This window comes from Micromonospora sp. NBC_01796, from assembly GCF_035917455.1.
Taxonomy (GTDB): Bacteria; Actinomycetota; Actinomycetes; order Mycobacteriales; family Micromonosporaceae; genus Micromonospora_G.
Genome location: NZ_CP109078.1, coordinates 5799583 through 5824747, shown reverse-complemented (window position 1 = coordinate 5824747; position 25165 = coordinate 5799583). Strand labels below are relative to the sequence as shown.

Annotated in this window: 28 protein-coding genes and 3 pseudogenes; 18 read left to right on the top strand and 13 right to left on the bottom strand. The window is 68.0% G+C overall.

What is annotated here, in order from left to right:
- Nucleotides 1–164 precede the first annotated feature (164 nt).
- Nucleotides 165–689: a hypothetical protein gene (locus OIE47_RS26640; protein ID WP_326557245.1), complete on the top strand. Its 525-nt coding sequence runs from the start codon at nt 165–167 to the stop codon at nt 687–689.
- A gap of 168 nt (nt 690–857) precedes the next feature.
- Here the strand turns inward: OIE47_RS26640 and OIE47_RS26635 are convergent, their stop codons facing one another.
- Nucleotides 858–1823 carry a LysR family transcriptional regulator gene (locus tag OIE47_RS26635; protein ID WP_326557244.1) on the bottom strand — a complete coding sequence of 322 codons (966 nt, stop codon included), beginning with the start codon at nt 1821–1823 and terminating at the stop codon, nt 858–860.
- A gap of 562 nt (nt 1824–2385) precedes the next feature.
- Between OIE47_RS26635 and OIE47_RS26630 the strand changes: the two genes are divergently transcribed.
- Together OIE47_RS26630 and OIE47_RS26625 are read left to right on the top strand one after the other, a co-directional pair.
- On the top strand, nt 2386–2886 hold the full coding sequence (locus tag OIE47_RS26630) for a hypothetical protein (RefSeq protein WP_326557243.1): 501 nt from the start codon (nt 2386–2388) through the stop codon (nt 2884–2886).
- Nucleotides 2887–2891: 5 nt separating this feature from the next.
- On the top strand, nt 2892–3944 hold the full coding sequence (locus tag OIE47_RS26625; RefSeq protein ID WP_326557242.1) for an aldo/keto reductase: 1053 nt from the start codon (nt 2892–2894) through the stop codon (nt 3942–3944).
- 334 nt (nt 3945–4278) lie between these two features.
- Here the strand turns inward: OIE47_RS26625 and OIE47_RS26620 are convergent, their stop codons facing one another.
- Nucleotides 4279–5265 (bottom strand): serine hydrolase domain-containing protein, encoded by a 987-nt coding sequence (locus OIE47_RS26620; RefSeq protein WP_326557241.1) that lies wholly within the window; start codon nt 5263–5265, stop codon nt 4279–4281.
- 505 nt (nt 5266–5770) lie between these two features.
- On the opposite strand from OIE47_RS26620, the gene OIE47_RS26615 reads away from it, so the two are divergent.
- Nucleotides 5771–7057, top strand: coding sequence for a vanadium-dependent haloperoxidase (locus OIE47_RS26615; RefSeq protein WP_326557240.1), 1287 nt, complete (start codon nt 5771–5773; stop codon nt 7055–7057).
- Between the two features lie 202 nt (nt 7058–7259).
- Here the strand turns inward: OIE47_RS26615 and OIE47_RS26610 are convergent.
- Nucleotides 7260–7621: pseudogene (locus OIE47_RS26610) on the bottom strand (winged helix-turn-helix transcriptional regulator).
- 208 nt (nt 7622–7829) lie between these two features.
- Between OIE47_RS26610 and OIE47_RS26605 the strand changes: the two are divergent.
- A complete protein-coding gene (locus OIE47_RS26605; RefSeq protein ID WP_326557239.1) occupies nt 7830–9110 on the top strand; it encodes an amidohydrolase family protein in 1281 nt (426 codons plus the stop codon).
- A 146-nt stretch (nt 9111–9256) separates the two neighbouring features.
- Nucleotides 9257–9379 (top strand): hypothetical protein, encoded by a 123-nt coding sequence (locus OIE47_RS26600; protein WP_326557238.1) that lies wholly within the window; start codon nt 9257–9259, stop codon nt 9377–9379.
- Between the two features lie 327 nt (nt 9380–9706).
- Here the strand turns inward: OIE47_RS26600 and OIE47_RS26595 are convergent, their stop codons facing one another.
- From OIE47_RS26595 to OIE47_RS26585, 3 genes and pseudogenes are all read right to left on the bottom strand, one after another.
- Entirely contained in the window at nt 9707–9832 is a 126-nt protein-coding gene (locus OIE47_RS26595) for a hypothetical protein (protein ID WP_326557237.1), read from the bottom strand.
- Nucleotides 9833–9879: 47 nt separating this feature from the next.
- A pseudogene (locus tag OIE47_RS26590) lies at nt 9880–10436 on the bottom strand (aldehyde dehydrogenase family protein); the annotation flags it as partial.
- A gap of 2 nt (nt 10437–10438) precedes the next feature.
- Nucleotides 10439–11146 (bottom strand): aldehyde dehydrogenase family protein, encoded by a 708-nt coding sequence (locus OIE47_RS26585; RefSeq protein WP_326557235.1) that lies wholly within the window; start codon nt 11144–11146, stop codon nt 10439–10441.
- A gap of 357 nt (nt 11147–11503) precedes the next feature.
- Here OIE47_RS26585 and OIE47_RS26580 point away from each other — a divergent pair, with 357 nt between their 5' ends.
- A complete protein-coding gene (locus OIE47_RS26580; RefSeq protein WP_326557234.1) occupies nt 11504–11824 on the top strand; it encodes a hypothetical protein in 321 nt (106 codons plus the stop codon).
- A gap of 81 nt (nt 11825–11905) precedes the next feature.
- Here OIE47_RS26580 and OIE47_RS26575 read toward each other — a convergent pair whose 3' ends face one another.
- Both OIE47_RS26575 and OIE47_RS26570 read right to left on the bottom strand, forming a co-directional pair.
- Nucleotides 11906–12229 (bottom strand): nuclear transport factor 2 family protein, encoded by a 324-nt coding sequence (locus tag OIE47_RS26575; protein ID WP_326557233.1) that lies wholly within the window; start codon nt 12227–12229, stop codon nt 11906–11908.
- 292 nt (nt 12230–12521) lie between these two features.
- Nucleotides 12522–13352, bottom strand: coding sequence for an SDR family NAD(P)-dependent oxidoreductase (locus tag OIE47_RS26570; RefSeq protein WP_326557232.1), 831 nt, complete (start codon nt 13350–13352; stop codon nt 12522–12524).
- A gap of 58 nt (nt 13353–13410) precedes the next feature.
- Here OIE47_RS26570 and OIE47_RS26565 point away from each other — a divergent pair, with 58 nt between their 5' ends.
- Both OIE47_RS26565 and OIE47_RS26560 read left to right on the top strand, forming a co-directional pair.
- Nucleotides 13411–14067 carry a TetR/AcrR family transcriptional regulator gene (locus OIE47_RS26565; protein WP_326557231.1) on the top strand — a complete coding sequence of 219 codons (657 nt, stop codon included), beginning with the start codon at nt 13411–13413 and terminating at the stop codon, nt 14065–14067.
- A gap of 225 nt (nt 14068–14292) precedes the next feature.
- Nucleotides 14293–14589, top strand: coding sequence for a hypothetical protein (locus tag OIE47_RS26560; RefSeq protein ID WP_326557230.1), 297 nt, complete (start codon nt 14293–14295; stop codon nt 14587–14589).
- 182 nt (nt 14590–14771) lie between these two features.
- On the opposite strand, the pseudogene OIE47_RS38070 reads toward OIE47_RS26560, so the two are convergent.
- Nucleotides 14772–14855: pseudogene (locus OIE47_RS38070) on the bottom strand (IS5/IS1182 family transposase); the annotation flags it as partial.
- Between the two features lie 56 nt (nt 14856–14911).
- Between OIE47_RS38070 and OIE47_RS26555 the strand changes: the two are divergent.
- Both OIE47_RS26555 and OIE47_RS26550 read left to right on the top strand, forming a co-directional pair.
- A complete protein-coding gene (locus tag OIE47_RS26555) occupies nt 14912–15223 on the top strand; it encodes a transposase (RefSeq protein ID WP_326557229.1) in 312 nt (103 codons plus the stop codon).
- Nucleotides 15220–16146, top strand: a complete 927-nt coding sequence (locus OIE47_RS26550; protein WP_326557228.1) for an IS3 family transposase — start codon at nt 15220–15222, stop codon at nt 16144–16146. Before OIE47_RS26555 ends, OIE47_RS26550 begins: the two co-directional genes overlap by 4 nt.
- Before the next feature lie 49 nt (nt 16147–16195).
- On the opposite strand, the gene OIE47_RS26545 is transcribed toward OIE47_RS26550, so the two are convergent.
- Entirely contained in the window at nt 16196–16852 is a 657-nt protein-coding gene (locus OIE47_RS26545; RefSeq protein WP_326557227.1) for a TetR/AcrR family transcriptional regulator, read from the bottom strand.
- A gap of 65 nt (nt 16853–16917) precedes the next feature.
- Between OIE47_RS26545 and OIE47_RS26540 the strand changes: the two genes are divergently transcribed.
- The 3 genes from OIE47_RS26540 to OIE47_RS26530 all read left to right on the top strand — a co-directional run bounded on the left by OIE47_RS26540 (nt 16918) and on the right by OIE47_RS26530 (nt 19159).
- A complete protein-coding gene (locus tag OIE47_RS26540; RefSeq protein ID WP_326557226.1) occupies nt 16918–17325 on the top strand; it encodes a RidA family protein in 408 nt (135 codons plus the stop codon).
- Nucleotides 17326–17495: 170 nt separating this feature from the next.
- The gene (locus OIE47_RS26535) at nt 17496–18494 is read left to right on the top strand and encodes a hypothetical protein (RefSeq protein ID WP_326557225.1); all 999 of its coding nucleotides are present in this window, start codon (nt 17496–17498) and stop codon (nt 18492–18494) included.
- An 80-nt stretch (nt 18495–18574) separates the two neighbouring features.
- On the top strand, nt 18575–19159 hold the full coding sequence (locus tag OIE47_RS26530) for a transposase family protein (RefSeq protein ID WP_326557224.1): 585 nt from the start codon (nt 18575–18577) through the stop codon (nt 19157–19159).
- Here the strand turns inward: OIE47_RS26530 and OIE47_RS26525 are convergent.
- Complete coding sequence (locus OIE47_RS26525) at nt 19052–19774, bottom strand: haloacid dehalogenase type II (protein ID WP_326557223.1); 723 nt, start codon at nt 19772–19774, stop codon at nt 19052–19054. The two genes, OIE47_RS26530 and OIE47_RS26525, sit on opposite strands and share 108 nt — an antisense overlap.
- Nucleotides 19775–20269: 495 nt before the next feature.
- Here OIE47_RS26525 and OIE47_RS26520 point away from each other — a divergent pair, with 495 nt between their 5' ends.
- The 3 genes from OIE47_RS26520 to OIE47_RS38065 all read left to right on the top strand — a co-directional run bounded on the left by OIE47_RS26520 (nt 20270) and on the right by OIE47_RS38065 (nt 22395).
- On the top strand, nt 20270–21172 hold the full coding sequence (locus OIE47_RS26520) for an MBL fold metallo-hydrolase (protein WP_326557222.1): 903 nt from the start codon (nt 20270–20272) through the stop codon (nt 21170–21172).
- Between the two features lie 23 nt (nt 21173–21195).
- Nucleotides 21196–22068, top strand: a complete 873-nt coding sequence (locus OIE47_RS26515) for an AraC family transcriptional regulator (RefSeq protein WP_326557221.1) — start codon at nt 21196–21198, stop codon at nt 22066–22068.
- A gap of 261 nt (nt 22069–22329) precedes the next feature.
- The gene (locus OIE47_RS38065) at nt 22330–22395 is read left to right on the top strand and encodes a hypothetical protein (RefSeq protein ID WP_442792187.1); all 66 of its coding nucleotides are present in this window, start codon (nt 22330–22332) and stop codon (nt 22393–22395) included.
- Here OIE47_RS38065 and OIE47_RS26510 read toward each other — a convergent pair.
- Nucleotides 22376–23113, bottom strand: a complete 738-nt coding sequence (locus OIE47_RS26510; protein ID WP_326557220.1) for a hypothetical protein — start codon at nt 23111–23113, stop codon at nt 22376–22378. The genes OIE47_RS38065 and OIE47_RS26510 overlap by 20 nt on opposite strands.
- 382 nt (nt 23114–23495) lie before the next feature.
- Between OIE47_RS26510 and OIE47_RS26505 the strand changes: the two genes are divergently transcribed.
- Nucleotides 23496–24053, top strand: a complete 558-nt coding sequence (locus OIE47_RS26505; RefSeq protein WP_326557219.1) for a hypothetical protein — start codon at nt 23496–23498, stop codon at nt 24051–24053.
- A 55-nt stretch (nt 24054–24108) separates the two neighbouring features.
- Here the strand turns inward: OIE47_RS26505 and OIE47_RS26500 are convergent, their stop codons facing one another.
- Nucleotides 24109–24834: a hypothetical protein gene (locus OIE47_RS26500; protein WP_326557218.1), complete on the bottom strand. Its 726-nt coding sequence runs from the start codon at nt 24832–24834 to the stop codon at nt 24109–24111.
- Nucleotides 24835–25165 lie beyond the last annotated feature (331 nt).

Here is a 25165-nt window from a genome sequence, read left to right as displayed (position 1 = left end):
TGACCTCCGGAACATTCCGCTGCCGCTAGGCAAGGTCGATTGGCTGTTTCCCGCCCTGGCAGATCGGACGGAACACAACCGCGTACGTCAGCTTCTGCAGTCCGCCGACGAACCCCTCTTCCGGGTCGGGCAGCAGCTGGGTGCACGATCCGACGCCCAGCTCTGTGGCTTCCCTGAACCGCTTCCGCTACCAGCGGCTCGGGCCCGAACCGGAGTTCCCGGTCACGATATTGACGGGCGAAGGGGGATCGAATCAGATCTGGGTGGACGTCCTGTGCGCGCCAGCGGGCAGCATGCCGTACCACCGCCCCGGACCGCCATGGCAGGTGCACACAACGATCTCCCTCAGCTGTGACTCCGACCCCACCGGCTGCGGCGGCCACCAGGTCGACGCCCACACCAGTACACCGATCGAGACCCCGCTCAATGCCGCCACCGAGGTGCACACCGCAACCGAATGGCTGCTACGCCCGTCGCCTTCCGTGGATACCCGCCAAGGTCCGCGGCAACAGCCTCGACGGGCCGGCAAGCACTGCCCGGTCGGCCGGTTCCAGATCCGGACGGCGCACCTGCCGAGGCAGGACCGCGACCTGATGCCGCAGCACGAGCACCTCGACCGCGTTGGCGTGCCCACCGCAATTCAACAGGATGATCGACTGCCAGTGCCTGACGAAGAAGCAGGTAGCTGAACGACAGGATCACGACCGGCAGCATGACGCCATTCGCCGATCATCAGCGGAAAAACTCGCATGTCAACGCCGTGGCCGAGCTTCCGAACGGTACAGATCTTCCGGCAGGGCTGAGTCAACCAGCGTCGGCGCCGGCCGTCCAAGCGACCGGCGCCGACCGACGGTGACTTATGGAATCGAACGAAGTGGTGACGGCACGCGCTCCGGTCCGACCGCCGTGTCCGGCAGCGGATCCGACAGCTCGCGTACGACCTCCGCGAACGTGGTCACCAGCGGATTGCTCGTGGCCACCGGCCAGGCGAGCGCGATGCGCAGCGGGGCGATGTCGACGACCGGGCGCCAGCTCAGGTCGGGCCGGGCGTAGTAGCTCGCCATCGACTCCGGTCCGATGCACACCGCGATCCCGGCGGCGACGTGCTCCAGCATCTCCTCGACGTTGTCGTTCTCCGGTCCCCAGACCGGCTCCGAGCCGTCCGGGCGCGGGTTCACCGCCCACCAGTCGACCCAGTGCCGGGGCGCCTTGCGGGTGAACACCAGCGGCTCCGTCCGCAGGTCCCCGATGCCCACCGTGGCGAGCTGGTCGATCCGATGGTTCCTGGCGACGCCGACGAACCGTCGCTCCACGGCCACGATCTCGGTGTGCAGTCCGATGGTGTCCGCCGGCAGCCACAGGAACGCGACGTCCACCAGTCCCTCGCGCAGCGCGGTCACCTCGCCGCCCCAGTCGAAGCGTTTGGGCTCCACGCTCACCTCGGGATAGCGCTGGGAGAAGACAGCGTGCGCGCGGGTACTCAACGGGCCGGCGCCGGTGGCGGTGAACCCCACCCGCAGGTGCCGGGCCGCTGCGGCCTCGACCGTACGGACCGTGCGCTGGGCCGTCTGCCAGGCGTCGATCAGCTGCCGGGCCGCGGGCAGCAGCGCCTCGCCGGCCGGGGTGAGTCGTACGTCCCGGGTGGTGCGCTGGAACAGCGGGCTACGCAGTTCCTCCTCGAGCTGACGGATCTGCCGGCTCAACGACGGTTGGGAGACGAACAGCCGCTCGGCGGCACGGGTGAAGCTCAGCTCTTCGGCGATCGCCACGAAATAGCGCAACACCCGGGTGTCGACGTCCAACCCTTCCCCCGATCGATCCATGCCTCGGCGTCATAACTGTAGGTCTTGGACGTCGGGGGCACGAGCATTGTCTGCTGGTGCAGAACCACGAGCGGAGATCCCTTGTGTCGAGACCAGCCGCAACGTATTCCAGGAGGACCGATGCCAGCCCACAGCGAGGCGTGCAACGTCGCGATCCGGGCTCCGGCCACGAGTACGACGCACTGGTCGCCCCGCGCCGGACGGTACCGACACGAGACCACTATCGGGTTCTGCCGCACCGTCCGTCCCGTACCCGATTCCGGTCGCCGTGACCTCCTCGCCGGTCCGTGGCGGCCGACCCGAGCCGCCGCAGCCGCCCGACGTGCCGATGCGGCCGGCACCCGGCCCGGTGACCACCGTAGACGCTCGGATCCCGCGATCGAATCGCGACCCGGCGCGCCCTGAACAGGAGCCATCCTCGTGACGACTGGCCCTCAGCCGGTGGACGTGGTCGGCGGGAGGTAACGCATAACCGATCTTCGAAGCCGAAGGTACCGGCAACCAGATGTGTCTGCTGATCCACACCCGGGACAGCAATCCGTGTCAGAGAAGGAGAGAGCGCATGATGCAGAAAGCGAGTCGGGTCGTACTCGTTGCCTCGCTGGCCCTGAGCATGGCCGCCTGTTCCAGCGAGACCGACACACCGGGAGCGGCACCGGACTCGTCGGGCGTCACGACCGTGCCGGCCGACAGCCCGCCCCCAGCGGCCAGTGAACCGGCCGCGGGGGTGGACAAGGCGGCGGTGGAGCGGGTCGCGCAGCGGTTCGCGGACGCGGCAAACGCCGGTGATGAGGACGGGGTACGGTCCACCTTCGCGCCGAACGCGCAGTTCGACAGTGTGGGACGGATCTACCCGTCGCGGGACGCGATTATGGACCGTTTCCTCATTCCCGAGGTACTGCACGCCGGTGGCCGCTACAAGGTTGTCGGCAGCCGTTGGAATGGCGAGCGTTACATTGTTGACTACGAGTTCAGCACCGGTGGCGGTGGCAGCGAGGTCTTCTACTACGACTACCTGATCCGCGACGGTGTCATCCACGATGTTGTCGGCCGATACAACTGACCGACATGCTGAAACATCCAGAATGGAGAGGGCAGGTGCAGAAACGCGCACTCGGTAGCCAGGGGTTACAGGTTTCCGCGCTCGGGTACGGGGCCATGGTTCTGGTTCACGGCATGTACGGGGCCAGCCAGGAGGAGGATGCGCTCGCCACGCTGTTGCACGTACTCGACCGGGGGGTCGACTTCATCGACACCGCCGACGCGTACGGCACGGACGGCGGCAACGAGCGGTTGGTCGGCAGGGCCGTGGCCGGTCGGCGAGACGAGGTGGCGATCGCCACCAAGTGGGGGATCGCCGGGGCGCGATCAGCGACCACCAGCCAGGTAACCGCCGCCTACGCCAACACGGTCCTCGTCGACGCGCGGCCCGAACTCGCCCGGCCCGCGCTCGAGGCCAGCCTGCGACGCCTCGGCGTCGACATGGTCGACCTGTGGTACCTGCACTTCCCCGACCCGGCGGTACCGATCGCGGAGACGGTCGGCGCGATGGCGGCGCTGGTCCGTGACGGCCTGGTACGCCACATCGGCGTGTGCAACGTAACCGCCGAGCATTTGCGTGCGGCGCACGCCGAGCACCCGATCTCGGCGGTGCAGTCGGAGTGGTCGCTCTGGACGCGTGACGTCGAGGCGGAGGTCGTGCCGGCAGCCAACGAACTGGGCATCGGCGTGGTGCCCTGGGGGCCGTTGGGTAATGGCTTCCTGGCCGGCAGCGCCGATTCCATCGGTGGTGCGGACCTGGACTTTCGCAACAACGCGCCGCGCTTCCAGGAGGAGAACCTGCGGCGCAACGTGGACAGGTTCGCCCCGCTGCGACAGTTCGCCGCCGAGCGAGGGATCAGCCAGGCCCAGCTCGCACTCGCCTGGCTGCTGCGCCAGGGGGAGAACGTCGTACCCATCCCGGGTAGCCGCCGGGTTGCGCACGTGGACGACAACCTCGGCGCCCTCGACGTGCTGCTCACCAAGGAGGACCTGGACGAGCTCGGCCAGCTGGCACACCAGGGCCTGGCGGCGGGCCCGAGCATGCTGGGTGTCCAGGCCGAGGCTCCGACGATCATCTGAGCCCCCAGCGGCGTCGCCGTGGCCGGGACCGTCGGAGCCCGACCCGGTGCCCGGCGACGCCGCCCCACCCGGGCGCGGCTTCCCCGGCCGCCCCGCGGTAGGCCCCGCGCCGTGACGGCTGACCCCCAAGCCCCACGGGCGGGCCCTACCGTCTTGTGCGCCGCCGGGCACCGTGCCGATCGCCCGCCGCGCCTGCCCTCTCACGGACCGGAGTACGAGCAGTGGAACCCGCCAGAAACGTGGTGAACGCAGGAGCTGTCCCAACCGCACGCGTGAGCTGACGTCCGGCCCAGATGTGCGCCCTGCCGATGGGCTAGCCGGCGGGCGCGGTGCCTCAAGCCATCGCGGGAAGGATGACCCGTTCCAGCACCGTGAGCGGGGTCCGCCACTGGTCGGGGTCGTCGTAGTTGCCGGCGGTGATGGCCGCGGTGAGGTTCAGATGGGGCAGGACGAACAGGCGCTGGCCGCCGTTGCCCATGCCGGCCAGCAGTCGATGGCCCTCGAGGGATTCGATGTACCACTGGTAGCCGTACCGCGCGCCCCAGCTGGTCTGCAGGCGTGGCTGGAGCATCGTACGGATCCAGTCGGCGGGGACGACCCGCTGACCGTGCCAGGTTCCCTCGGCCAGCACCAGCTCCCCGAGCCTGGCCAGGTCGCGCGGCGCGAGTCGCAGCCCTGACGCGGCGGAGGCCACTGCGTCCGCGCCGGTCATCCACTCGAAGCTGCCGATGCCCAGCGGCGCGAACAGCACGGCCTGTGCGTACTGCGGCAGCGACTGCCCGGTGCCGTCGGCGATCAGTCGGCCGAGCAGAGCCGTGGCACCGCCGCAGTAGGTCCATTGGGTGCCGGGCGGCTCGAGGATCGGCCGCTCCAGGATGTACCGGTATCGGTCCGGTGCCAGCTCCATCGCGATCTCGGCGTTGGCTGGGCTGTTGTACGGGAGATCTTCGCGCCACTCCACACCCAACGACATTGTCAGCGCGTGCTCGACGGTGAGCCGGGCACGCCGGGGGTCGGCCGCCAGGTCGGGGTACTGCGGGAACCGCGGCAGGAGCGGCTCCGCTGGCGGCGGGACCAGTCCTTCGCCGAGCGCGATGCCGTACAACAGGACGGTCACGCTCTTGGTGACCGACCGGATGTCGTGCAGGACCCCGGGCCCGAACTCGACGACGCCCAGCGAGTCGCCCCAGGCGAAGTCCTCGCCGGCCCCGTAGTACTCCAGCACGGTTTGACCACCGCGAACCGCCGCGACGGCGTGCAGACCGCCGACCTGGCCCGTTTGGAGTATTTGGTCGAGACGGTCACGCAACTGCGTCGTCATGGGCACTCCGAGGGGGCGATGTCGGCCAGCGGAACAGCATGCCCGTTATAGCGGAACTTCCGCTTCCGGAGCGACCCGGTTGGGAGAAAACCCAGCCCGGCCCGCCCAGCTGACCGCTGCAGCCACGATTCGGTCGTGAGGAACGGCCACACGCTGGCGCAGAGCCTCGACGTCGACGTCCAGGACGTTCCGGCCCAGCCGGAGCATCGCGACGACTTCGTTCGGGTAGCCAAGAAGACCGCCCGCGACTCCCTCGCGAACGAGCCCGGCTCCCGCCGCTTCGAGGTCTTGGCTGACGAGGTCCGTATCCCGACGAGCGGCTGGCTGGACCTGCGGGCAGTGTTCCTACGGGTGCCGCTGCCGCCGCCGGTTCTTCGACACCCGAACGCCCACCCCGCGTCTCGGGGCCCCACGGACCACGCCCGGCGGCGTATTTTGCAGCCATGCAGACATCATCGTCGATGCCCCGGTCACCGGGACGGGACAACCAGCGGTCGGCCGCCTCATGACGGGCCGTCATTCGCTGCTCCGGAAGGCCGGACAGGTCGCCGTTGTCGGGATCCTCGCGGTCGGGTCGTCCGCCGTGCTCGGTTCCGCATCGGCGTACGCGTCCGACCCGGATCCGTCCGCCAACGCCGTCATCGTCTGGGACCGCAACGCCGAGACCGCGATCTGGGAAGTCGCCGGCCAGCAACCGCAGGTCCAGGCACGCAGCTTCGCCATGGTGCACGGGGCCGTCTACGACGCGGTGAACGCGATCGCCGGCACGCCGTACCAGCCGTACCTGGTCGCACCGGCGACCCGGGGAACCGAGTCGACGGACGCGGCCGTCGCCACCGCCGCGTTCACCGTGCTGGACGCGCTGTTCCCCGACCAGCACCAGCGACTGCGGACGCAGTACGACGAGTCGCTGGCCACGATCCCGGACAGCGTCGCGAAGCGGCGCGGGATCACCGTCGGCAGCCGAACGGCGGCCGCGATGATCGCCGCACGCAGGAACGACGGGGCGTTCGGCGACCAGACCTGGGTGATCGGCAGTCAACCCGGTCAGTGGCGGCCCACGCCCCCGACCTTCACCCACGACGGAGCCTGGGTCGGCAACCTCAAGCCGTTCGTCATCCCGCGTGCGTCGATGTTCCGAACCGCCGGCCCGCCCGCCCTCACCAGCAACCGGTACGCCCGGGACCTCAACGAGGTCAAGGAGATCGGCGCGGCGAACAGCACGATACGGACACTCGACCAGACCCAGGCGGCGATCTGGTGGCACGACCGGCACCTGGCCGAATGGGAAATCAAACGGCAGCTCGCGACGACGCAGCGGCTGAACCTCCTCCAGACCGCCCGGATGTTCGCGGTGGTGGACCTCGCAGAAGCCGACGCCACGACCGCCTGCTACAACGAGAAGGCCGCATGGAGCTTCTGGCGGCCGATCACCGCGGTCCAGCTCGCCGACACCGACGGCAACCCGGCCACCGTGGCCGACCCCGGGTGGTCGCCGCTGCTGGTCACTCCCCCGCACCCCGACTTCACGTCCGGGCACACCTGCTTCACCGCGGCCAGCATGTCGGCGTTGGCGTACCTCTTCGGTCGGGACGACATCGCGTTCAGCGGATACAGCGCCGCCTCGGGCACCACCCGGCACTTCCGTGGCTTCTCAGACGCCCTCTCCGAGGTCGTCGAAGCGCGCATCTGGGGTGGCATCCACACCCGGACCGCCGACGTGGAGGGCGCGAAGATCGGCAAGCAGGTCACCGCGTACCTGATCCGGAACCACTTCCGGCCACAGCGGTAACAATCCCGGCTACCGGAGTTCCTCCTGTCGACCCGCGGTACCTGGTTGGCTACGGTCTCGCCCGACTGCGGCCATCACGGAATGACTACATGGCGCGCCCTGCCCGAGGCGTTGCAGGTCGCGGACCGTCGGCACCTGTGGCACGTGCGCCGTGAGGCGCTGATTGACCGAGTGGGGGTGAGAGACCTTCGCCGCCGTCCTGTCACGGCAGGGTGGTAAAGCTGGGGGCAGCCATTTGGCTGACCTCGGGCGCCGGCTGCACCGCGTCGTACTCCGCGCGGCACACCTGAATGTCGTCGAGGTTCGCTTCGGTCCAGTCGACCAGCTCGGCGAGGACGTGATGCAGGCTCCGCCCGCGGGTGGTGAGGGCGTATTCGACGCTCGGCGGCACGGTCGATGGACGGTGCGGGTGATGAGACCATCGCGTTCCAGTCGTCGCAGCGTCGCACTCAACGAGCGTTGCGTGATCCCGTCGATGGTGCGGCGGAGCGCGTTGAACCGCAGCGGGCCCCCATCGAGCCGGCAGATGGCGGTAACCGACCACTTGTCCCCGATGCGATCCATGACATCGCGCAGGAGGATGTTGCGCTCGGCCGTATCCCTCGACATGGTTCCTCCGGTGATACCTGAGCAGCTCAATGTGCCTTCTTGTCGCCGTCCAGCAACGGCTCCTATCTTAGCTAGGTATCTGCCGTATACCTAGCAGCAAAGAGAGAACCACGATATGCCTTCGAGTACAGAATCCCGTCCCCTGCTCCTTCGGGGCGGGGAGGTGCTGTTCCCAGACCTGACCAGTCGTCGGGCGGACATCGCCATCCGCGACGGGATCATCACCGAGATAGGTGTGCAACTGGCGAAGTCCGGGGACGAGCAGACCGTCGACGTCTCCGGTCACCTCGTGTTGCCGGGTTTCGTCGACACCCACCGCCACATGTGGCTCGGTGTCCTTTCGGCCAGTAGCAGCGGGGTGCCCCTGTTTCCGTACGTCCAGCAGATCAACGAGGGACACGGTGACCCGTTCACCACCGAGGACGTCTACGCCGGGGTGTTGTGGGGCGCGTTACAGGCAATCCACGCTGGTGTGACAACCGTCGCCGACTGGGCCCACAACCTCGGGTCGCCCGCCGACATCGACGCCAACATGCGTGCTCTCGTCGACAGCGGCATCCGCGCACGGGTCTACTTCGGTGGGAAGGCCAGCTCCAGCGGGGACCCCGGCCTCTTCGAGGGACACGCCCGGGAGATGCTGACCTCGCACACCGCCGCGGGCAGCGGCCGGATCGGGCTCGGCCTCGGGTTGCGGGGCCCGTCGATGTCGTCGCCGGAGGAGACCGAACGCGATTTCGCGCTCGCCCGTGATATGGGCCTGCCCATCTCCATCCACGCCGGGATGGCCGGCCTGCCAGGGGCCGTGGAGCAGTTGCACCAGCAGGGGTTACTCGGAGCGGACGTGAACTACGTGCACGCCAACGAGTTCACCCAGCGAGAATGGGAACTGATCGCACAGTCGGGTGGCACCGTGACCGCTACGCCGACCGTCGACCTGACGATGGGGCTGGGCGTTCATCCGGCGACCGGTCCGGCGCTGTCGCACGGCATACCGGTCGGCCTGGGCGCCGACACCGTCGCCTACGGCCCGAGCGACCTGTTCGGCGAAATGCGGCTCGTACTGGCTACCGAAAGGGCGCGGGCGAACGCGGCCCCGATCGCGCGTGGCGAAATGCCGGGCGAACTCGTGTACGGGCACCTGGACCTGCTGGACGTTGCCACCCGGGGCGGCGCCCGAGTCGTGGGCTTGCCTGATCTCGCCGGCGAGATCGCAGTCGGCCGCTACGCCGACCTGATCACCGTTGATCTCGACGCCCCCCATCTGGACGGCTTCGACGACCCGGTGCTCGCGGCGTTCCTCAGCGCCGGACCGAGCGACGTCGACACGGTGGTCATCGACGGACGCGTCCTCAAGCGCGGGGGAAAGCTTTCCGGCGCGGTCGCGGAGCGCGCCCGCGAGCTCATGCGCGCTTCACGGGACCGGATCAAAGCGCGGCGTACGTGAAGCCGTCCTCGTCGCGGCGCTACCGGAGCGAGTTCTCCGGTAGCGCCGCTTCTTGCGGCAAGCCGGGTACGGCCCCACTCACCTGGGCACGCTCAGCACACCGGCAACTCCCGAGGCGCTGCACGAACTGGTGAAGGTCGGCAAGGTTGCGATACATCGATGCGTCGCCCATGTTCGTACGGGAGTTGACCAAGGTTCTGCACCTGCGCCACACGGTGGTACGGCTGGTGGTGATCTCCCGGACGACGCTCAGCTCAATGACGGAGTAAGGCCGTTCGACCAGTTGTGGGCCAGCCGAATCTCGCGCTGCCCGACGACTTCGAGGCTGGAGAGGCGAGTGAGTTCGGCGTCGGTGAGCCCCAGATGGGAGCCGTGCACGATGCCGACCAGACTGACTCCGGGTGAGACCCGTACCAACAGCGCGTCGGCACTTGGGAGCAGAAGCCGTCCCGCCAACCCTGGAGTACGCGCCGGCGGCGGCCAGGCAGAACGCCGTACCCGACGAACCCGGTGTTCACGACGCAGGCCAGCGGTGAATTCGCCCGCTCGCGCGTGCCGGCCCGGTGCCGCCGAGGCGCCGGCCGGTTCGCCGATAGTCAGGGTGCGACGTGGTAGACCGAGCGCGCGTTGGAAAGTTCCTGGTAGCCCCAGACGCCGTGGTAACGGCCGTACCCGCTGGTGTTGACCCCGCCGAACGGGAAGTTTTCCTCCTGCCAGTGCACGTTTGACCGTTGACGGTGACACCACCCGAGGTGGTGTTGTCGAGCACCCTGCGCACGAATGCGTCATCGCGGCTGTAGATGAACAGACCAAGGGGTTTGCCGAGCGAGTCGGCGTGCGTATAGATCTCTTCCTCGTTGGTGTAGGTCAAAACCGGCAGGATCGGCCCGAAGATCTCCTCACGGACGAGGTCGCAGTCGCCCGGCACGTCAAGAGCACGGTCGGCTCTATGACAAGCGCCTGGGCGTTTGTCTTCCCGCCGAACGCGACCTTTGCGCCGCGCTCGATCGCCTGGTCGAGATATCCCTTGACCCGGTCGAAGTTACGCCGGTTGACGAATCGGCCGTCACGCTGCCACTGGAAGACGCCGTCGGCGTAGTAGGCGTCCCGCAACGCGGCGGTGAACCTGTCCACCAGGTCGTCCCGGCGCTCTGGCGGGGCCCACAGGTAGTCGACGCTCAGGCAGGTCTGGCCGTGGTTCCCGGCCTTGCCACCGACCAGCCAGCGGCCGACCTGGTCCAGGTCGGCCGTGTCATCGATGATCACCGGTGACTTGCCACCCAGTTCGAGGGTGAAAGTGGCCAGGTGCTTCGCAGCGGCCTGCACGATCAGCCTGCCGACCTGCCGACCCGCCGGCTGCCGGTCAGGAAGATGTGGTCGACCGGAAGTTCGAGCAAATCGTCGTTGGTGATGTCGTCGGCCTCGGTGACCACGGCGACCTCGTCCTCCGCGAACGCCGCCCGGACAATCTCGGCGATGACCGCGGCGGTGGCGGGAGCAAGGTCGCTGGTCTTGGCGAGCACGACGTTGCCAGCCGCGATCGCTTGGATCAGCGGCGAGAAGAACATGCCGATCGGGAAGTCCCAGGTTCCGAACAACAGCACGACACCGCGCGGCTCGTACTGGACGTAGATGTCCTTGGCGGGTGGCAGGTCCGGGGTCTGCGGTACCTGGACTGGCTTCATCCAGTCGGCAAGCTCAACGGCCACCTTGTCGAGATTGCCCATGACAGTCTCGATCTCGTCGCGGTTGTCTGCCGGGCGGCCCAGGTCGGCGTGGATGGCTTCGCCGATGTCGGCGGCCCGGTCGGCGACCTCGGTGCGGAGGCGTTCGAGGCGGGCGATGCGTTCCTCGGCGCCGCTGTGCCGGATGCTCCGCCGGTTTGCCCTCAGGCGGGCGAAGATTCGTTGTAGGTCATTCGTGTCGATCATGAGCGTCTCCAGTCGGGAATAATGACGGAGGGTGACAATGCTTCGCCCACCGGCATCCTTCGTGCCGAAGCGGTGCCTAAACATTTCGGCCGAGGCAGCGATCATTCCCGCAGCGCCGGATGCGCCGTGGTTGGAAGGATGGCTAGCAATCCGAGAGGTCTCCTACGATTACTCGCCCATCGGCGGAACCGGAACAGATGTCCGGTCGGATTCAGCGGAGCTGGCGTACCAGCTCGTGAGCAACCGCAGCTTCTCGTCGGAGGGCGATCCGACATCGGCTGCTCGGCTCCGGGACGCTCGCACCGAACCACCGCCGGCGCATCGAGGCCGAACTGAGCGAGGTCGAACACGTCTCAACCGGACAACCCCGTGACCGCGTCCGTTTCGGCGGCTAGCCGTCGACGGCTGCTCGAGGCAATGCACCGGCTGCTTGCCGGCACACCGCAGCACACGGACGGACGCGTGACCAGAAACAATCTCTCCCGCGAAGCGCAGGTCAGCCGGGCCACCATGAACCGTGCCGGTGACATCCTCGCCGCCTGGGACGCCCAGGTCGGCGGCGGCCCGGCCGGGACCGCCGCGCGGCGCCGCGACCACGACCTCGGCCGCATCGAGTGGGACTTGAAGGCCAGCCGCGCCCGATGCTACGAACTGCAGGAGCAGGTCGACGCCGCGGCCACCGTCATCGCCGCTCTCGCCGCGGAGAACGACGCCCTGCGCCGCCAGGCCACCGAAACAGCGTCGCGGACGATCACCCCGCTACGGCGTCCCACCGAACACTGAGCCCTGACCGGGTGTCAGCTGCCGGCCACCGCAACCTTCGCGGGCTGGGGCGGCCCTCGGGCCGCCCCAGCCGGTGAGGGATCAGACGGGGGCGATCGCGAGGTCGTTGACCTGGTCGTCCTTGATGCCAAACACGAACGAGAAGGACAGCGGCCCGCCGGGGAAGTCGCCGTCCCCGGAGGCCACCAGCCGGTCGTCGGCGAACGAGGTCGGCGTGAGCACGATCTTGGGGGTGATCAGATGCCCCTGGATCCACTCGCGGATCTCGGCCTTGCCGACCCAGGTTTTCCCGTCGTCGCGCACGGTGGCTCCGTCGCCGAAGACTGCGGCCAGGGCGTTCGTGTCGTGCGCGTTGGTGGCCGCGATGAAGTTCTCGACGGCGTTGGGCAGCGTGTTGTCGTTCATTTCTACTCTCCGGTTTCTCGGGTGCCAGGACGCGAGGGCGTGCTGGTATGTCCTTGCAGCACCTCAGCGGCACGATGCCGATGAGGGGGCCCGTCACGGGCCGTGCAGCGCGGTGATTGGCTCGAGGTACCGACCAGAGGTCAGTCAGGTCGGCACAGGCATGCGAGGCATCCTGATGAAGGCTGCATCGGGTCGGTTGTGTGTGGTGACTCAATCCCACCGGCGAGACTCCTCACGGTCGCGGCATGGTCAACTCCCGCGCAGGTCGCCGACACCGCTCTTTGCGACAGGTTCAGAAGTCCGCACTGCGTGAAAGCTTTTCGTTCGCGCGCAGCTCGGCGAGTGCGTTCTCGTGCATCGCGACAACGACGTCGTAGCCGGAGTTGCCGAGCACGATCCGGTGCGGTGGAACGGGTGCGTTCATCGCGCTGATCACGGCTTGCACGCCACGAACAGGGTCACCTGCCTGCTTGCCGTTAGCGTCCACGAACGCCGCCTTGACTGCCTCGACCATCGGCACGTAGGCATCGACGGTCTCGTTGACGGGCTCGTTCTGGAAGTAGGAGAAGGCACTGGTGCGGAAGGCTCCCGGCTCTACGGCGAGCACGCGCACACCGAACGGCTCGACTTCCTGGCGCAGTGTCTCGGTGAGTCCTTCGATCGCGAATTTCGCCGCCGCGTAGTAGCCGAACCCCTGTGCGCCGACGAGGCCAGCCACCGACGACATGTTCACGATCCAGCCGTCGCCGCGTGCCCGCATACCCGGCAGGACCGCGCGCATCACCTCGACGACGGCGAACAGGTTGAGGTCGAACGTGCGGCGGATCGTCTCGTCGGGGGCCCCCTCGATCGAGCCGTACCAGCCACGGCCCGCGCTGTTGACGAGCACGTCGATTCCGCCGAACCGTTCCTCTGCCGTCTTGACCGCCGCACGTACCTGGTCGGCATCGGTGACATCGAGCTGGAGAACCAGCACACGGTCGCCGTGCGGTTCAGCCCATTTCTGCAGCTCAGATGGCCGACGCGCCGTCACCGCCACCTGGTCTCCCTGTGCCAGTGCGGCCTCGGCATAGACCAGGCCGAAACCTCCGGGCGTCCCACCAGTGATGAACCAAGTCCTCATCGACTTCTCCTCTCGCTATAGAAAGCAATGTAGCGCTACATGCGCTACTATAGCAAGCATGCAGAACGCACGAGATCGACTCCTGCTCGCCGGGGCAGAGTTGCTGGAGGCCGGCGGCACGGTGTCCACGAGGGCGGTGTGCGACCGCGCCGGGGTGCAGGCCCCGACGCTGTACCACCACTTCGGCAGCAAGCAGGGCCTGATCGACGCCGTGGCGAACCACGGCTTCACCCAGTACACGGTGGTCGAGAACTCGGGCGACCCGCTGGACGACCTGCGCAAGGGCTGGGACAGGCACGTGCGGTTCGGGCTGGAGCACCCGTCGTTCTACGGGCTGCTTTATGGCCGCGCCGAGCCGGGAAAGCCCTGCGCCGTCACCGCTCCCGCGCACGCCGCGCTGCGTGAGCGGTTCACCGCCGCAGCAACCCGGGGCCTGCTCAAGGTGCCGGCGGCCGACGCTGCCGAACAGGTGTTCGCCGCCAACGTCGGCATCACGCTCACCCTGATTAGCCAGCCGGACCCGGATTTCGGGCTGTCCGGACGCGTCCGCGAGTCCGCGCTGGCCGGAGTCCTGCACACACCCTCCGCCGACGCCCCCGCGACCCGGGCAAGCGCCGCATTGACGTTGCGTGCGCTGGTCGACAACGACCCGGGCGACCTCACCCCCGGCGAACACGGACTGCTCGGCGAACTGCTGGAGCGCCTGGCCCGCTAGATAACGCGGTATTCCCCCGAGGCGCCGCACACCCTCGTCGCTCTAGAACGCGCGGCCGGCCCGCTGGCGGCATGCGGCGAGTGTGTCTCATGAGACATCGCGAGTCTGGAGAAGGACGGTTCTCCAGAGACACTTACGTGTATCAGCTGACGATCGACGCGTATCTCTCTGACTCCGGCTCCGTTGAGTGATTGGCATGGTCGTCGATCGTGGGGTTCCCTGCACTTGTTCTTCACCGACGTGCAGAAAGTGCGCAAAGTCGGCGAGATCCCAGGCCTGGACGCGGTGGACTTGTCTGGCCTGTTGGCGAGGTGGGCTCCGGCGGTGGGTACGCCGATCGTGTTGTCGAACCCGATGACGCCGGTGGAGCCGCTGTGTAGCTGGTTTCGAGAGCTGAGCTTGGACCGGCGCAGCGTCAAGACAATGCGGGCGTACGCGTACACCGTGGTGATGTCGCGGCGGTTTCTGCTGGCCCGTGATGCCGTAAACTGCAAAATCAGGTCGACGCCGCCGCAACCGTGATCGCCGCGCTGGCCGCGGAAAATGCGGCACTACGCCGACAAGCCGCCGACTCCCAGGCCCGAGCTGTCATCCCGCTCTCGCGAAGCGCCGCGACCCGCGAGTGACCCTGGCGCGGACCGACAATGAATCTTTCATTCTGCGGTTGCTTCGTAGTTCTCCAGCACGTGGATGGCTTTGGCGAGTCAACCGACCCCGCGTGGGCTGACGCGGACTTTGTGCAGGATGCGCCAGTACTTGAGCTGGGCGTTGGCGCGTTCTGAGCCACCCCCGCTTTCATGGAGCTTCTTGATCATGGTCTGATGGCCGTGGGGAGGAAGTTTCTGTGGCAGCACCGAAGAAGTACCCCGACGAGCTGCGTCAGCGTGCTGTGCGTTTGTACCGCGAGTCGGACCCGAAGCCGGTCATCCGGCGTATGGCCGAGCAGCTTGGCGTGCATCACGAGGCGTTGCGGAACTGGATCCGTCAGGCCGAGGCCGACGCGGGCGAGCGGGACGACCGGCCCAGTAGCGACATGCTGGCCGAGAACCGCCGGCTGTTGAAGGAGAACGCGGAGCTACGTCGGGCGAACGAGATCCTGAAGGCGGCGAGCGCGTATTTCGCGGCGGAGCTCGACCCGACCCGGCGACGGTCATGAGGTTCATCCACGAACACCGTGACCAGTTCGCGGTCGCGCTCCTGCTACGGGTCCTGAACATCGGCACATCCACCTACTACGCCTGGGTCAAGCAGGCCGAACAGCCCTGCGACCGGGACGTGGTCGACCTGGGCCTGCTGTCCAACATCCACGAGATCTGGGCCACGTCCGGGCACACCTACGGCGCGGACCGGGTGCACCGGCAGCTACGCCGTGACGGCATCCGGGTGGGCCGCAAGCGGGTCGAGCGGTTGATGGCCGACCAGGGTTGGCAGGGCGCGTTCCTGCGCCGAGGCTGGCACGGCGGCTCCACCCGACAGAACCCGAACGCGACGCCGGCACCGGACCTGGTCAACCGCGACTTCACCGCGACCGGGCCGAACCGACTCTGGGTCGCCGACGCCACCCGCATCCCCTGCGCTGAGGGCGTGTTCTGGCTCGCCGCGGTCCGCGACGCGTTCTCCCGCCGGATCGTCGGGTGGAAGACCTCCGACCGCTGCGACACCGACCTGATCCTCGCCGCCCTCGAATACGGCATCTGGTCCCGCGACGTCCGCGACGGCCAGTTGATCCACCACAGCGACAGGGGCCCGAACTACACGTCTTTCCGCTTCACCGAACGCCTGCAAGACAACGGAATCCTGCCGTCGATGGGCTCCGTCGGCGACTCGTACGACAACGCCCTGATGGAGAACTTCTGGTCCACCCTGAAGATCGAACTCGTCTACCGCACCTCGTGGCGGACCCGCGACGAGGCCGAGAACGCGATCTTCGCCTACATCAACGCCTGGTACAACACCCGCCGCATCCAGAAGGAACTGGGCTACCTCAGCCCCGACGAGTACGAAACCGCCTGGCACACCCACCAGAACGACCAGGCCGAGCCACCTATCGCCACCCCTGCACCAGCCGGCAGCAGGTAACCACCGCTCCATCAAAGCGGGGGGAACTCAACGTGCCGAAAGGCGGATGTCAGGTGCTGACAGGTGGAGGCTGGCGGGTCGGGGTGGTTTCGTGGTGAGGTTCGGGGCGCCAACCGAGCTCGACTGACCGTCGGCAGCTGTCTGGGTCGTCGCCGCAACCGACGAACAGGGCGGTGAGCATGGGTGCGCCGTAGTCGAGTGCTTGGCGCGGTAGGGGCCCGGTGGCCACCAAGGACACCAGTCCGTGACCGATGGCCCAGCTTTGGGTGGCCAGGGCCAGGGCGTCGACATCGCTGCGAAACCGTCCGATTTCCTTGGCCCGCCCGATCGCGTGTAGCAGACAGTGCAGGGTTTCGTCCGCGGCCGCCGGATCTACCAACTCGAAGCCGGCGTCGAACATGACTCGGTATAGGTCGGGGTTGGCCAGGGCATTGGATAGGTATGCGGCCCCCAGGGCGGCAAGGTCCCGTACCGGGTCCGCTGAGAGCGGGACCGCCTCGAGCTTGGCGGCCAGGCGGATGAACCCCTCCTGACGCGTTGCCCGCCACAAGCCGTCCATCCCGCCGAAGTAGGTGTAGACGGCCATGGTCGACGCGCCGGTACCCGCGACGAGCGAGCGCAGGGTGACCGGCTCCCGGGCGCGCAGCATCTGTGCGGCCCGCTCGATCAGCAGGGTGCGAACTGCCGGGTCTTTCGTTCTGACCATGGCACCACAATACATAGCGATGATATGTTTAGGTGCTCGATCTCGTGTCCAGTAAGGAGAGGTCCATGGCTGTGCAACTGGTCAACCCTGACGGCCTGCCGAAACCCGAGGTGTACCGGCAGTTGTCGATCGCCACCGGATCGAGGCTGGTATTCCTGGCAGGGCAGGTAGCTCGCGATGCCGATGGGAACCCGGTCGGCGACGGAGATCTGGCCGCCCAGGTCGAGCAGGCATATCTCAACATCGGCACGGCCCTGGCTGAGATCGGTGGCTCGTTCGACGACGTGGCGAAGTTGACCATCTACATCGTCGACTGGTCACCTGACAAAATGCCGTTGCTCGGCGAAGGCGTGACCAGGGCGGCCGCGAAGCTGGGGATTGACCCCGTCAAACCGATCACCCTCCTGGGTGTCTCCGCGCTGGGCGAGCCCGACCTGTTGGTCGAGGTGGAGGCCACCGCCGTCATCGACTGACACCCGCTCCCAGGGACCAACCGCAGCACGGTCCCTGACGCAGAAATGGACCACCGACGGACGCTCATGCCGCTGGTCGTGCGCGCAGGCAGACGACGAGCCGTCACGCTCGGGCGTGGGCGTTTGCCACAGCAGGTTTCTCGTCAGACCGCTCGCCTAGAGTCAGCCGCATGTACTTCGTGTGCCGGTGGCGGGAAGAGTCGCCGTTCGGCAAGCGGGTGGTCACCGTGCCTGACGCGACCGCACTCGACTGGTTCCGCCGCGGTTGGGACCGCGACGACGCGTACGACTGGATCGGGAGAGAGCTGGGCGGCGATGTCTACGGCCTGAACTCAATCTTCGAGGAGGCCCGGGAACGAAACCTGCCCCGGCCGGAGACTGTCGACGAACTGCGCGAGCTGCTCAACGAACACCTCTGGGTAGAGGGAGACGACGAGGGCACCTTCATCCGGCTCGGCGAGCACGCCTTGCGCGTGCGTACCGACGATGACGAGGTGGACCTCGCCTACTACTTCATCGACAACGAAGCCGCTGCTTCATCACCCGACCGGCTCACGTACCTCCTGCACGACACGTGGCCGCTGCCCACCAGCGCCGCCGCGCCAGACACCGTCTTCAGCCATGACGTACCGGTCCGTACCGTCCAGCGGGCCCGACCCGAGCCCGACTCCGTGTTCTCGGTCCACCTGCCCTGGGACTCGCCTGACATGGACCGGAACCTGGATCTCGCCGGCGCCATCGTCTTCCCCGGCCTGACCCTGACGGACCTCGCCGCCCACCTGCGCGGCGTCGACGAGCCCGACGCGCAACGATGGCCGCGTGACGCCAGGCTGTTGCGGGCCCTCATCGCGCCCGGGGAGAACACCATCGGCCCGGCGCTGGAGCGCTACGCGCGGCTATCCGGATACGCCCCGTCGACCACAGCCATCGATCACATACCCGCGCATGACGCCGTCCATCGGGAGATGCGGCGGCTGCTGCTCCCGCAACCGCCCTCCGAGTCGCGGATCCGGCTGGACCGACACATCGGGCAGGTCGCCCGGTACGTCGACAGTTTCCTCGGGTACGACCAGTGGTTCCTCTTCGACACCCGGTGGGCGGCAGCCCACCCGAACCTGGCCCGCTCGCTGCTGCGCTACGCGGCCCACTGGGACCCATACGGGCCATAGCCTCCCGGCACGTATCGCGGCCGTCTGATCCCAGTAGCCGAACGAAAGTGTGATCCGTCAGGAGAGAGACAATCCCGCCAATGCCGGCAGCACCACCGCCCAATGGCCGACGTCATCCGCATCCAGATCTGCCGCCGATCGTGCGCTCGGGCGCCTGCACCGGTCACGCCGCGTTGGTCAGAGCTTGCACGGTTCTCTTGTGTCGACGACGCGTGAAGACTGGCTCTGGCACACATTTTGTGAGTCGCGTTCGTCGGTGGCTCGGGTTGAGTGCGCGGGTGGAGATCATCTCGGCGTTGCTTCCGCATCTGGTGGGGTTGCGGTTGCAAGCGGTGGTGGTGCGGGGCGTCGAGTCAGGATCGACGCGGCGACACAGAACGGTGCAGATGCCGTGCGGCGCTTGCGGCACTTGGTCGTCCACCGTGGATGGTCGCTATGTTCGACTGTTGGCCGATGTCAGGTTGGGTGGCCATGAAGTGCTGCTCGCGCTGACGGTCCGCCGATTCGCCTGCGTCAACAGCGGGTGCCGGCGGCGGACGTTTGTCGAGCAGGTGGCGTCAGCGGACCGGGTGCGGTGGCTCTGCCGACATTCGCTCAGCCAGTCCGTTCAGGTCGTCAACGGTGAGAGTGAACGATTCGGAGCTGGGTGCTCCGCCGGCTACTGAGCGGGTGATGTATGCCGTCCGGATCCCCGTTGCTGCCGCTGCCCCCAGGTCCCAGGGATGCGCGGCGGCGAACAGCGTCTCGTCCGGGGTGGCCCGCAGCAGGCGTAACGCCATCGCGTACACGGCGGGGTCAGGCTTGTAGGAGTGGACCAGTTCTCCGGAGAGCACGCAGTTCCAGGGCAGGCTGCCGTGCCGGCTCATCTCGGCGAGCGTGGCGAGGGACGCGTTCGATAACGCCACCACCGGGTACCGACGCGACATGCTCCGCAGCGCGGGTACCGAGTCCGGCCACGGAATCATCCGCTGTTGGACCCCGGCGAGTCTGCGCAACGCGGGTTCCGGGAGGTCCAGGTGCCGCTCGGCCGCCGCTTGGACCAGCGCGTCGTAGTTGATGTCGTCCATCGACAGCCAGTCGGCCCTGCCGGCGGCGATCGAGCGGGTCCGCTCGTCGCAGTGGCGCAGCCATCCGGTCGCCAACTCCGCGCCCCGGCCCGTCTTTCCGGTGATCTCACGGATGGTCGCCTCGAACTCGGCGGTCGCGCAACCGGCATCGTCGACAACCGTGCCGAGCACGTCGAAGATGATCAGGCGAATCCGGTCCAAGTCCAGCGCCATGGCACCATGCTGACACGTAGACCCGCCCCGGATGCCGAAAAGTGGTTCTGGCGCACATTCTGTGACTGGACGCGTCCCACGCTCGTCCTCCTCGTTCAAAGCGGGCTGAACCGGCGAGGAGGGCAGCGCTACTTCGAGCTGGGCAGTCCCCTCTTGAGCCTCTCCGCGCCAGGGTGACCGGCGGGGCGCATGCCAGATGAGAGCCACACCAAACCGCGGTGGGCAGCCGATGAGAGAGCTGTCCCGCCGGTCACCTCGACCCAGCCTGGCCGGGCTGCGGTCGTGGGTCCAGTTAACAAGTAGCCGATGAGCGGATCTTCCTCCGATGGTCCGAGGAGGGCAACGAGATCATCTCAGTGAACCCGCCCTCCGCTGTTCGGGACGTCCACGTCGCGCTCGACAACGCGGCACCACCACCGGCGAGGAGACGCTGGATTAACCGGAGGAGACGGCGAAGCATTTTCCGTCGCGGGGTGGGCTCCTAGCGTGGGAGACATGCAAAAGATCATTCTCGGCGACGTACAGGTGCTCCGCATTGTGGAGGACCAGACGGCCTTCTCCACCGTCGATGTGCTGTTCCCCTCCGTGCCCGATGAGATGTGGGAGGAGCACGCCTCCTGGCTGGCGCCCCACTTCATCGACGCCGCGACGCGCGAGTGGCAGGCGACCGTGCAGACCTGGGTGCTGCGCAGCGCGGGCCGTACTGTTCTCGTCGACACCGGGCTCGGCAACGACAAGAACCGCGCGGTCGACGTCTTCCACATGCGGCAGGGCGACTTCCTCGACCGGCTGGCCGCGGCCGGGGTGCGGCCGGAGGACGTCGACATCGTCGTCAACACCCACCTCCACAACGATCACGTGGGCTGGAACACCCGGCTGGTGGACGGCGAGTGGGTGCCCATGTTCCCCCACGCGCGATACCTGATCAGCCGTGCCGAGTTCGACTACTGGAATCCGGCCAACGGCCACGTCCCGCAGTCCCCGTTCCAGTCCGCGGGCGACACCGGGGCCACGTTCACCGACAGTGTCCTGCCGGTTCACCAGGCCGGTCAGACGGTGCTGTGGGAGGGCGACAGTTACCGCATCGACGAGGACCTGGTGCTGGAACTGGCACCCGGGCACACGCCCGGTTCGGCCGTGCTGCGGCTCGTATCCGGCACCGACCGGGCCCTGTTCGTCGGCGACGTCATCCACGTCCCGCTCCAGGTGCTCGAACCCGATCACGATACCTGCCTGAGCGAGGACCAGGCCGAGGCGTCCCGCACCCGCCGCCGGATTCTGCACCAGGCGGCCGCGACGAACAGCTTGGTGCTGCCGGCGCACCTCGGCGGGACGGGCACGCTCCGTGTCACCGGCGCCTTCTCGATCACCGACCGGACGCTGCTGCCGGTCGGCTGAACCGGGTGGGACACAATCCGGCCATGGATGTTCTCAGCGACGCGATCAGCGCCATGCGGGTGGGCCGGCCCTCCTTGACGCTGGTCGCGGTGGAGCCGTCGTGGAGGGGTGACGTCGAGCTCTTCGACGGTGCCCGGTTCTACGTGGTCACCGCGGGGAGCATCCGGGTCGCCCGGTCTACGCTGGTGGCCGGCGACGCGGTGCTGCTCCCGCACGGCACCGCGCACACCCTGGAGAACGCCGCGAACGCCTTGGACGGCACCGCGCACGTGCTGTCCGGGGCCTACCAGCTGGACCGCGCACGTCCGCACCCCATGTTCCAGAGCCTTCCGGAGATCGTCAGCCTCCCCGCCCACCCGGACCGGTACCCCGGCCTGCAAACATCGATCGATCTGGTACGCGCCGAGATCGCCGGCGACGCGTACGGGACGGATCTGGTCCTGCCCGCCCTGCTGGACGTGCTCTTCGTCCACCTGGTCCGCGCCTACCTGATCGACCGCGCGTCGTCGCCATCGGCCACCGGCTGGTGCGTCGCTCTCGACGACGCGGTGGTCGGCCGATCACTGCGGGCCGTGCACGAACGCCCCGCACATCCCTGGACCGTGGAGTCGCTGGGCGCGCACGCGGGCCTGTCGCGGGCCGCGTTCGCCCGCCGGTTCACCGCCCTGGTCGGGCAGCCGCCGCTGACGTACCTGACGTGGTGGCGGCTGACCACGGCGGCGCACCTGCTGGAGACGACCGATGTCCCGCTCTCGGTCGTCGCCCAGCGCACCGGGTACGGCTCGGCGTACGCCTTTGCCAACGCCTTCAAACGGGAGTACGGCGTCTCCGCGGGACGATATCGGCAGCAACGCCACACCGGCAGCGGGACGCAGGCCGCCCGCGGCGAGGCGTAGGTACGTGGCGCGCGGGGTGCCGGCGACCTACGGACGGCAAGTGACCGCGCGCCACGAGATCAGAGCTCTGGCATGGTCGTTGACGTTCCTGCCGCGCGCCGTCCCGGACCTATTTGAGCTAGTCCGGTCGTTGCCAACGTTGCCTCGCCCGAGCGGGCCAACCGAACCGGCACCGCCCTATCGCTCCTATCCGAACACCCCCGGCGGACTGGTACTGCGGCTGCTACTGCCGGCGCGCTGGTCACCGAGACCGGTACGGTGATGGCCCACGGTCCGACGGTGGCCCGTGAGTACGGCATTCCCGCGGTCACCCCGCGGTCGGGGTGAGAGTGTCGAGGACCGGCCGGTAGTTCTCGTGCTTCGGGCCGATGATCCACCTCGGCGGCGTCTCCGACGACTGCCCGGCCAGCCGCGCCGACAACTCGTGGTACGCCTCGTTTCCGGGAGCACGATCGTCCCAGAGCACGCACGGCCCGGGGACCTCGGTGGAGACGCGCCGACCCTGCGCCGTCACGACGATCTTGTACCGTTCGCCGACGTCGAGCAGGCACAGCGGCGCCGAGGCGGACACCGCGATCGTCGCGAAGGCGTCCCGGACCGACGGGGACGACAGGAACAGCCGACTCTGCGAACTGCTGGCCGGTGTGAAGTCGAACATCCCGTGCTCGGGCAGGACTGACCCGCCGTCGAAAACCATCAGGTAGACGTAACCCACCATGATCCGGGTCGTACCGTCCGACCAGGCGCGCGTGACCTCGGCGGGGCGGTCCCCACCGTCCCGGTAGCCGAGCAGCGGGCCGTCCGGCGGGAAGCAGAGCGACAGGTCGAAACTCGACCCGGCGCGGCCGGCGACCAGGTCTGCCAGTTCCACCGTACGGTCGGCTTCGAAGTCGTGCGTGCCCGGCAACGCCACCGACGTGCCGTCGGGCAGGACCAGTGTCGTACGCCGTTTCTCCACCGGGTCACAGAGCCCGGCGACCTCGGCGAGCAGGCGCCCGGCGTCACGTCGGTGTACGTACACCTGGAAGCTGTAGTCGATGCCCATACCGTGACCTCCAGGTCTCGACCCGATCACCTGGCTCCCCCGACGGAGGGGTGAGCCAGCTTCGTGGATCCTCAGTCTGCCCCGGCCGCCGGAAGCCGCCGAAGACCCCAGGGAGTCATCGGGACTGTGCAGCGGCTGGCGACAAGCCGTACGGTGGTCGACATATCGACAACGCTCAGCCGGTGATGCCGTGGTGCGGATCGGGCCTTTCCGGGGTTCCGCATCCCTGGATTGCCGAGACATGTTGGAGGTCCGGACCGTGTGGGGTTCCCCGGGGCATCGCAGGCGTCGCCTGCAACGGTTGATTCGACGCAGTAACCGGGCGATGGCGGCGGGGCGGTTACGTACGGCGCTACGAACCAACCTCCTGGCCGAGGAGACGGTGCGCCTGCTCGAAGAGGAAGAAGGGTCCGATCCGTATCACCTCCGGGTGCTGGCGGCGCTGCTCTACAACCGCGCCGGGATCTACGAAGCGGTGGGCGGTATTGATGCCCTCAGGACCGCAGAGCTCGCGGCGAGTCTCTACCGTCGCCTCGACCCGACGAAAGGCCAGCCGTCGAAGATCGCCGAAGTTCTCGCCCCCGTGCAGGTACCGGTCGTCGTCACCGACTACCGAACCGTGCGTGCGGTGGCGCAGGAGCATCAGCGCGTCGAGCGGGAGGTCGAGGAGAGCATCGCCCGTGCCGCGGATGCGTCCCTGCGCGCCAAGCGGCTGAACTGTGAGCTGTATGCCGCGGTCTTCCATTCGGACAGGAAGCGGTTCGAGAACGAGATCGCGCGCTTCAGAGCCGAGGCGGATCGGGTTCTGAAGGTCTACCAAGAACTGGGGTTCGTCGGTCATCACCACACCCCCGACGACCTGCGCCGCGTGGAGGCCGAGTGCGCGGCGGCGTTGACCTACATGTGGAGCCACGCCACCTGGCGTGGCTCGTCACGATAGGTTCGCCCTGACCAGGGGTGGGTGGGCCCGACCGGTACAGCGCGGTCGGGCAGGCTCACCCGGTGAGGCCGAGTGCGCCCGTACGCAGGACCTCGGCCGCGGTCTGGCGCAGTCGACGGCAGAGGTCGGACTCGTCGAGCCAGTGCTCCCAGGCGTCGGCGTCCTCGGGGACGCGGGCGTCAAGGGCGGCGAACGATCGATCCCGCACCGGGAGCCCGGCGGTCCGGTCGATCACGGGCGAATCGTCCCCGTCAGGGTCGCCGGTGCGCAGCACGAACCCGAGCGCCACCGATTCGGCCCACAGCCGGTGCGCCGAGACCAGGCAGCGGTACTCGCCCGACGAGTGGTCGTAGATCACCTGGTCGAGCGAGCGCGGCAGCACGACAACGCTGTCGCCGCAGGTGGCGAGCAGGTGGTCGAAGGTCAACCGGCGGTCGGGCAGCTCGTCGTACGCGTCGTGCAGCTCCGGCTCGTACGATCGCGCGGGTGGTGCCGTGCCACGGACCGCGACGTACCGGGCGAACCAGGCCAACCGCTCGGCCCTTTGGGAGTGCGAGGAGTACGAGCCCATCGACACGCCGAACAAGCATGGGTCGGTCTCCGGGGGCAGTGGTGGGTCGATCTCGGCGATCGATCGGGGCTCTCGATGGTCGGGCAGTCCGTGGTGCCGCAGGCAGGCGTTGACCTCGTCCAGGAACCGTTCCTTCTCCTGACGCGGCCAGACCGCCTCGTCCTCCTCGTCATGGCAGAGGAAGAGCCCTACGCCGACGTCGAAACCCATGTGGTGCACCGTAGCGTCCGGCTGGCCGACCGGATCGGGGATGCGATCGCCACCCCCAGCGGCTTCGGCTCGGCGATGTGCCACGGAACTTCCTTGGGGTCGAGCAGCGAGGTCCGGTCGAGGGCCGAGGTCGTCGAGTCCGGCTTGGACGAGTGTCGTCGCCCGAGCGCGGCCAGCCGCCGGTCGTCCGGCGCGGCTGTGCGCCGATCGCGCCGCCTGGTGCCGATGCTGGTCCGCGATAGTGGCGCGGTGGAACTTCGTCAGCTCGAGTATTGGCAATCTTGCGCTGACTCCCTCACCGGCAGCGGAATCTTCGCCATCGCCGAAGGGC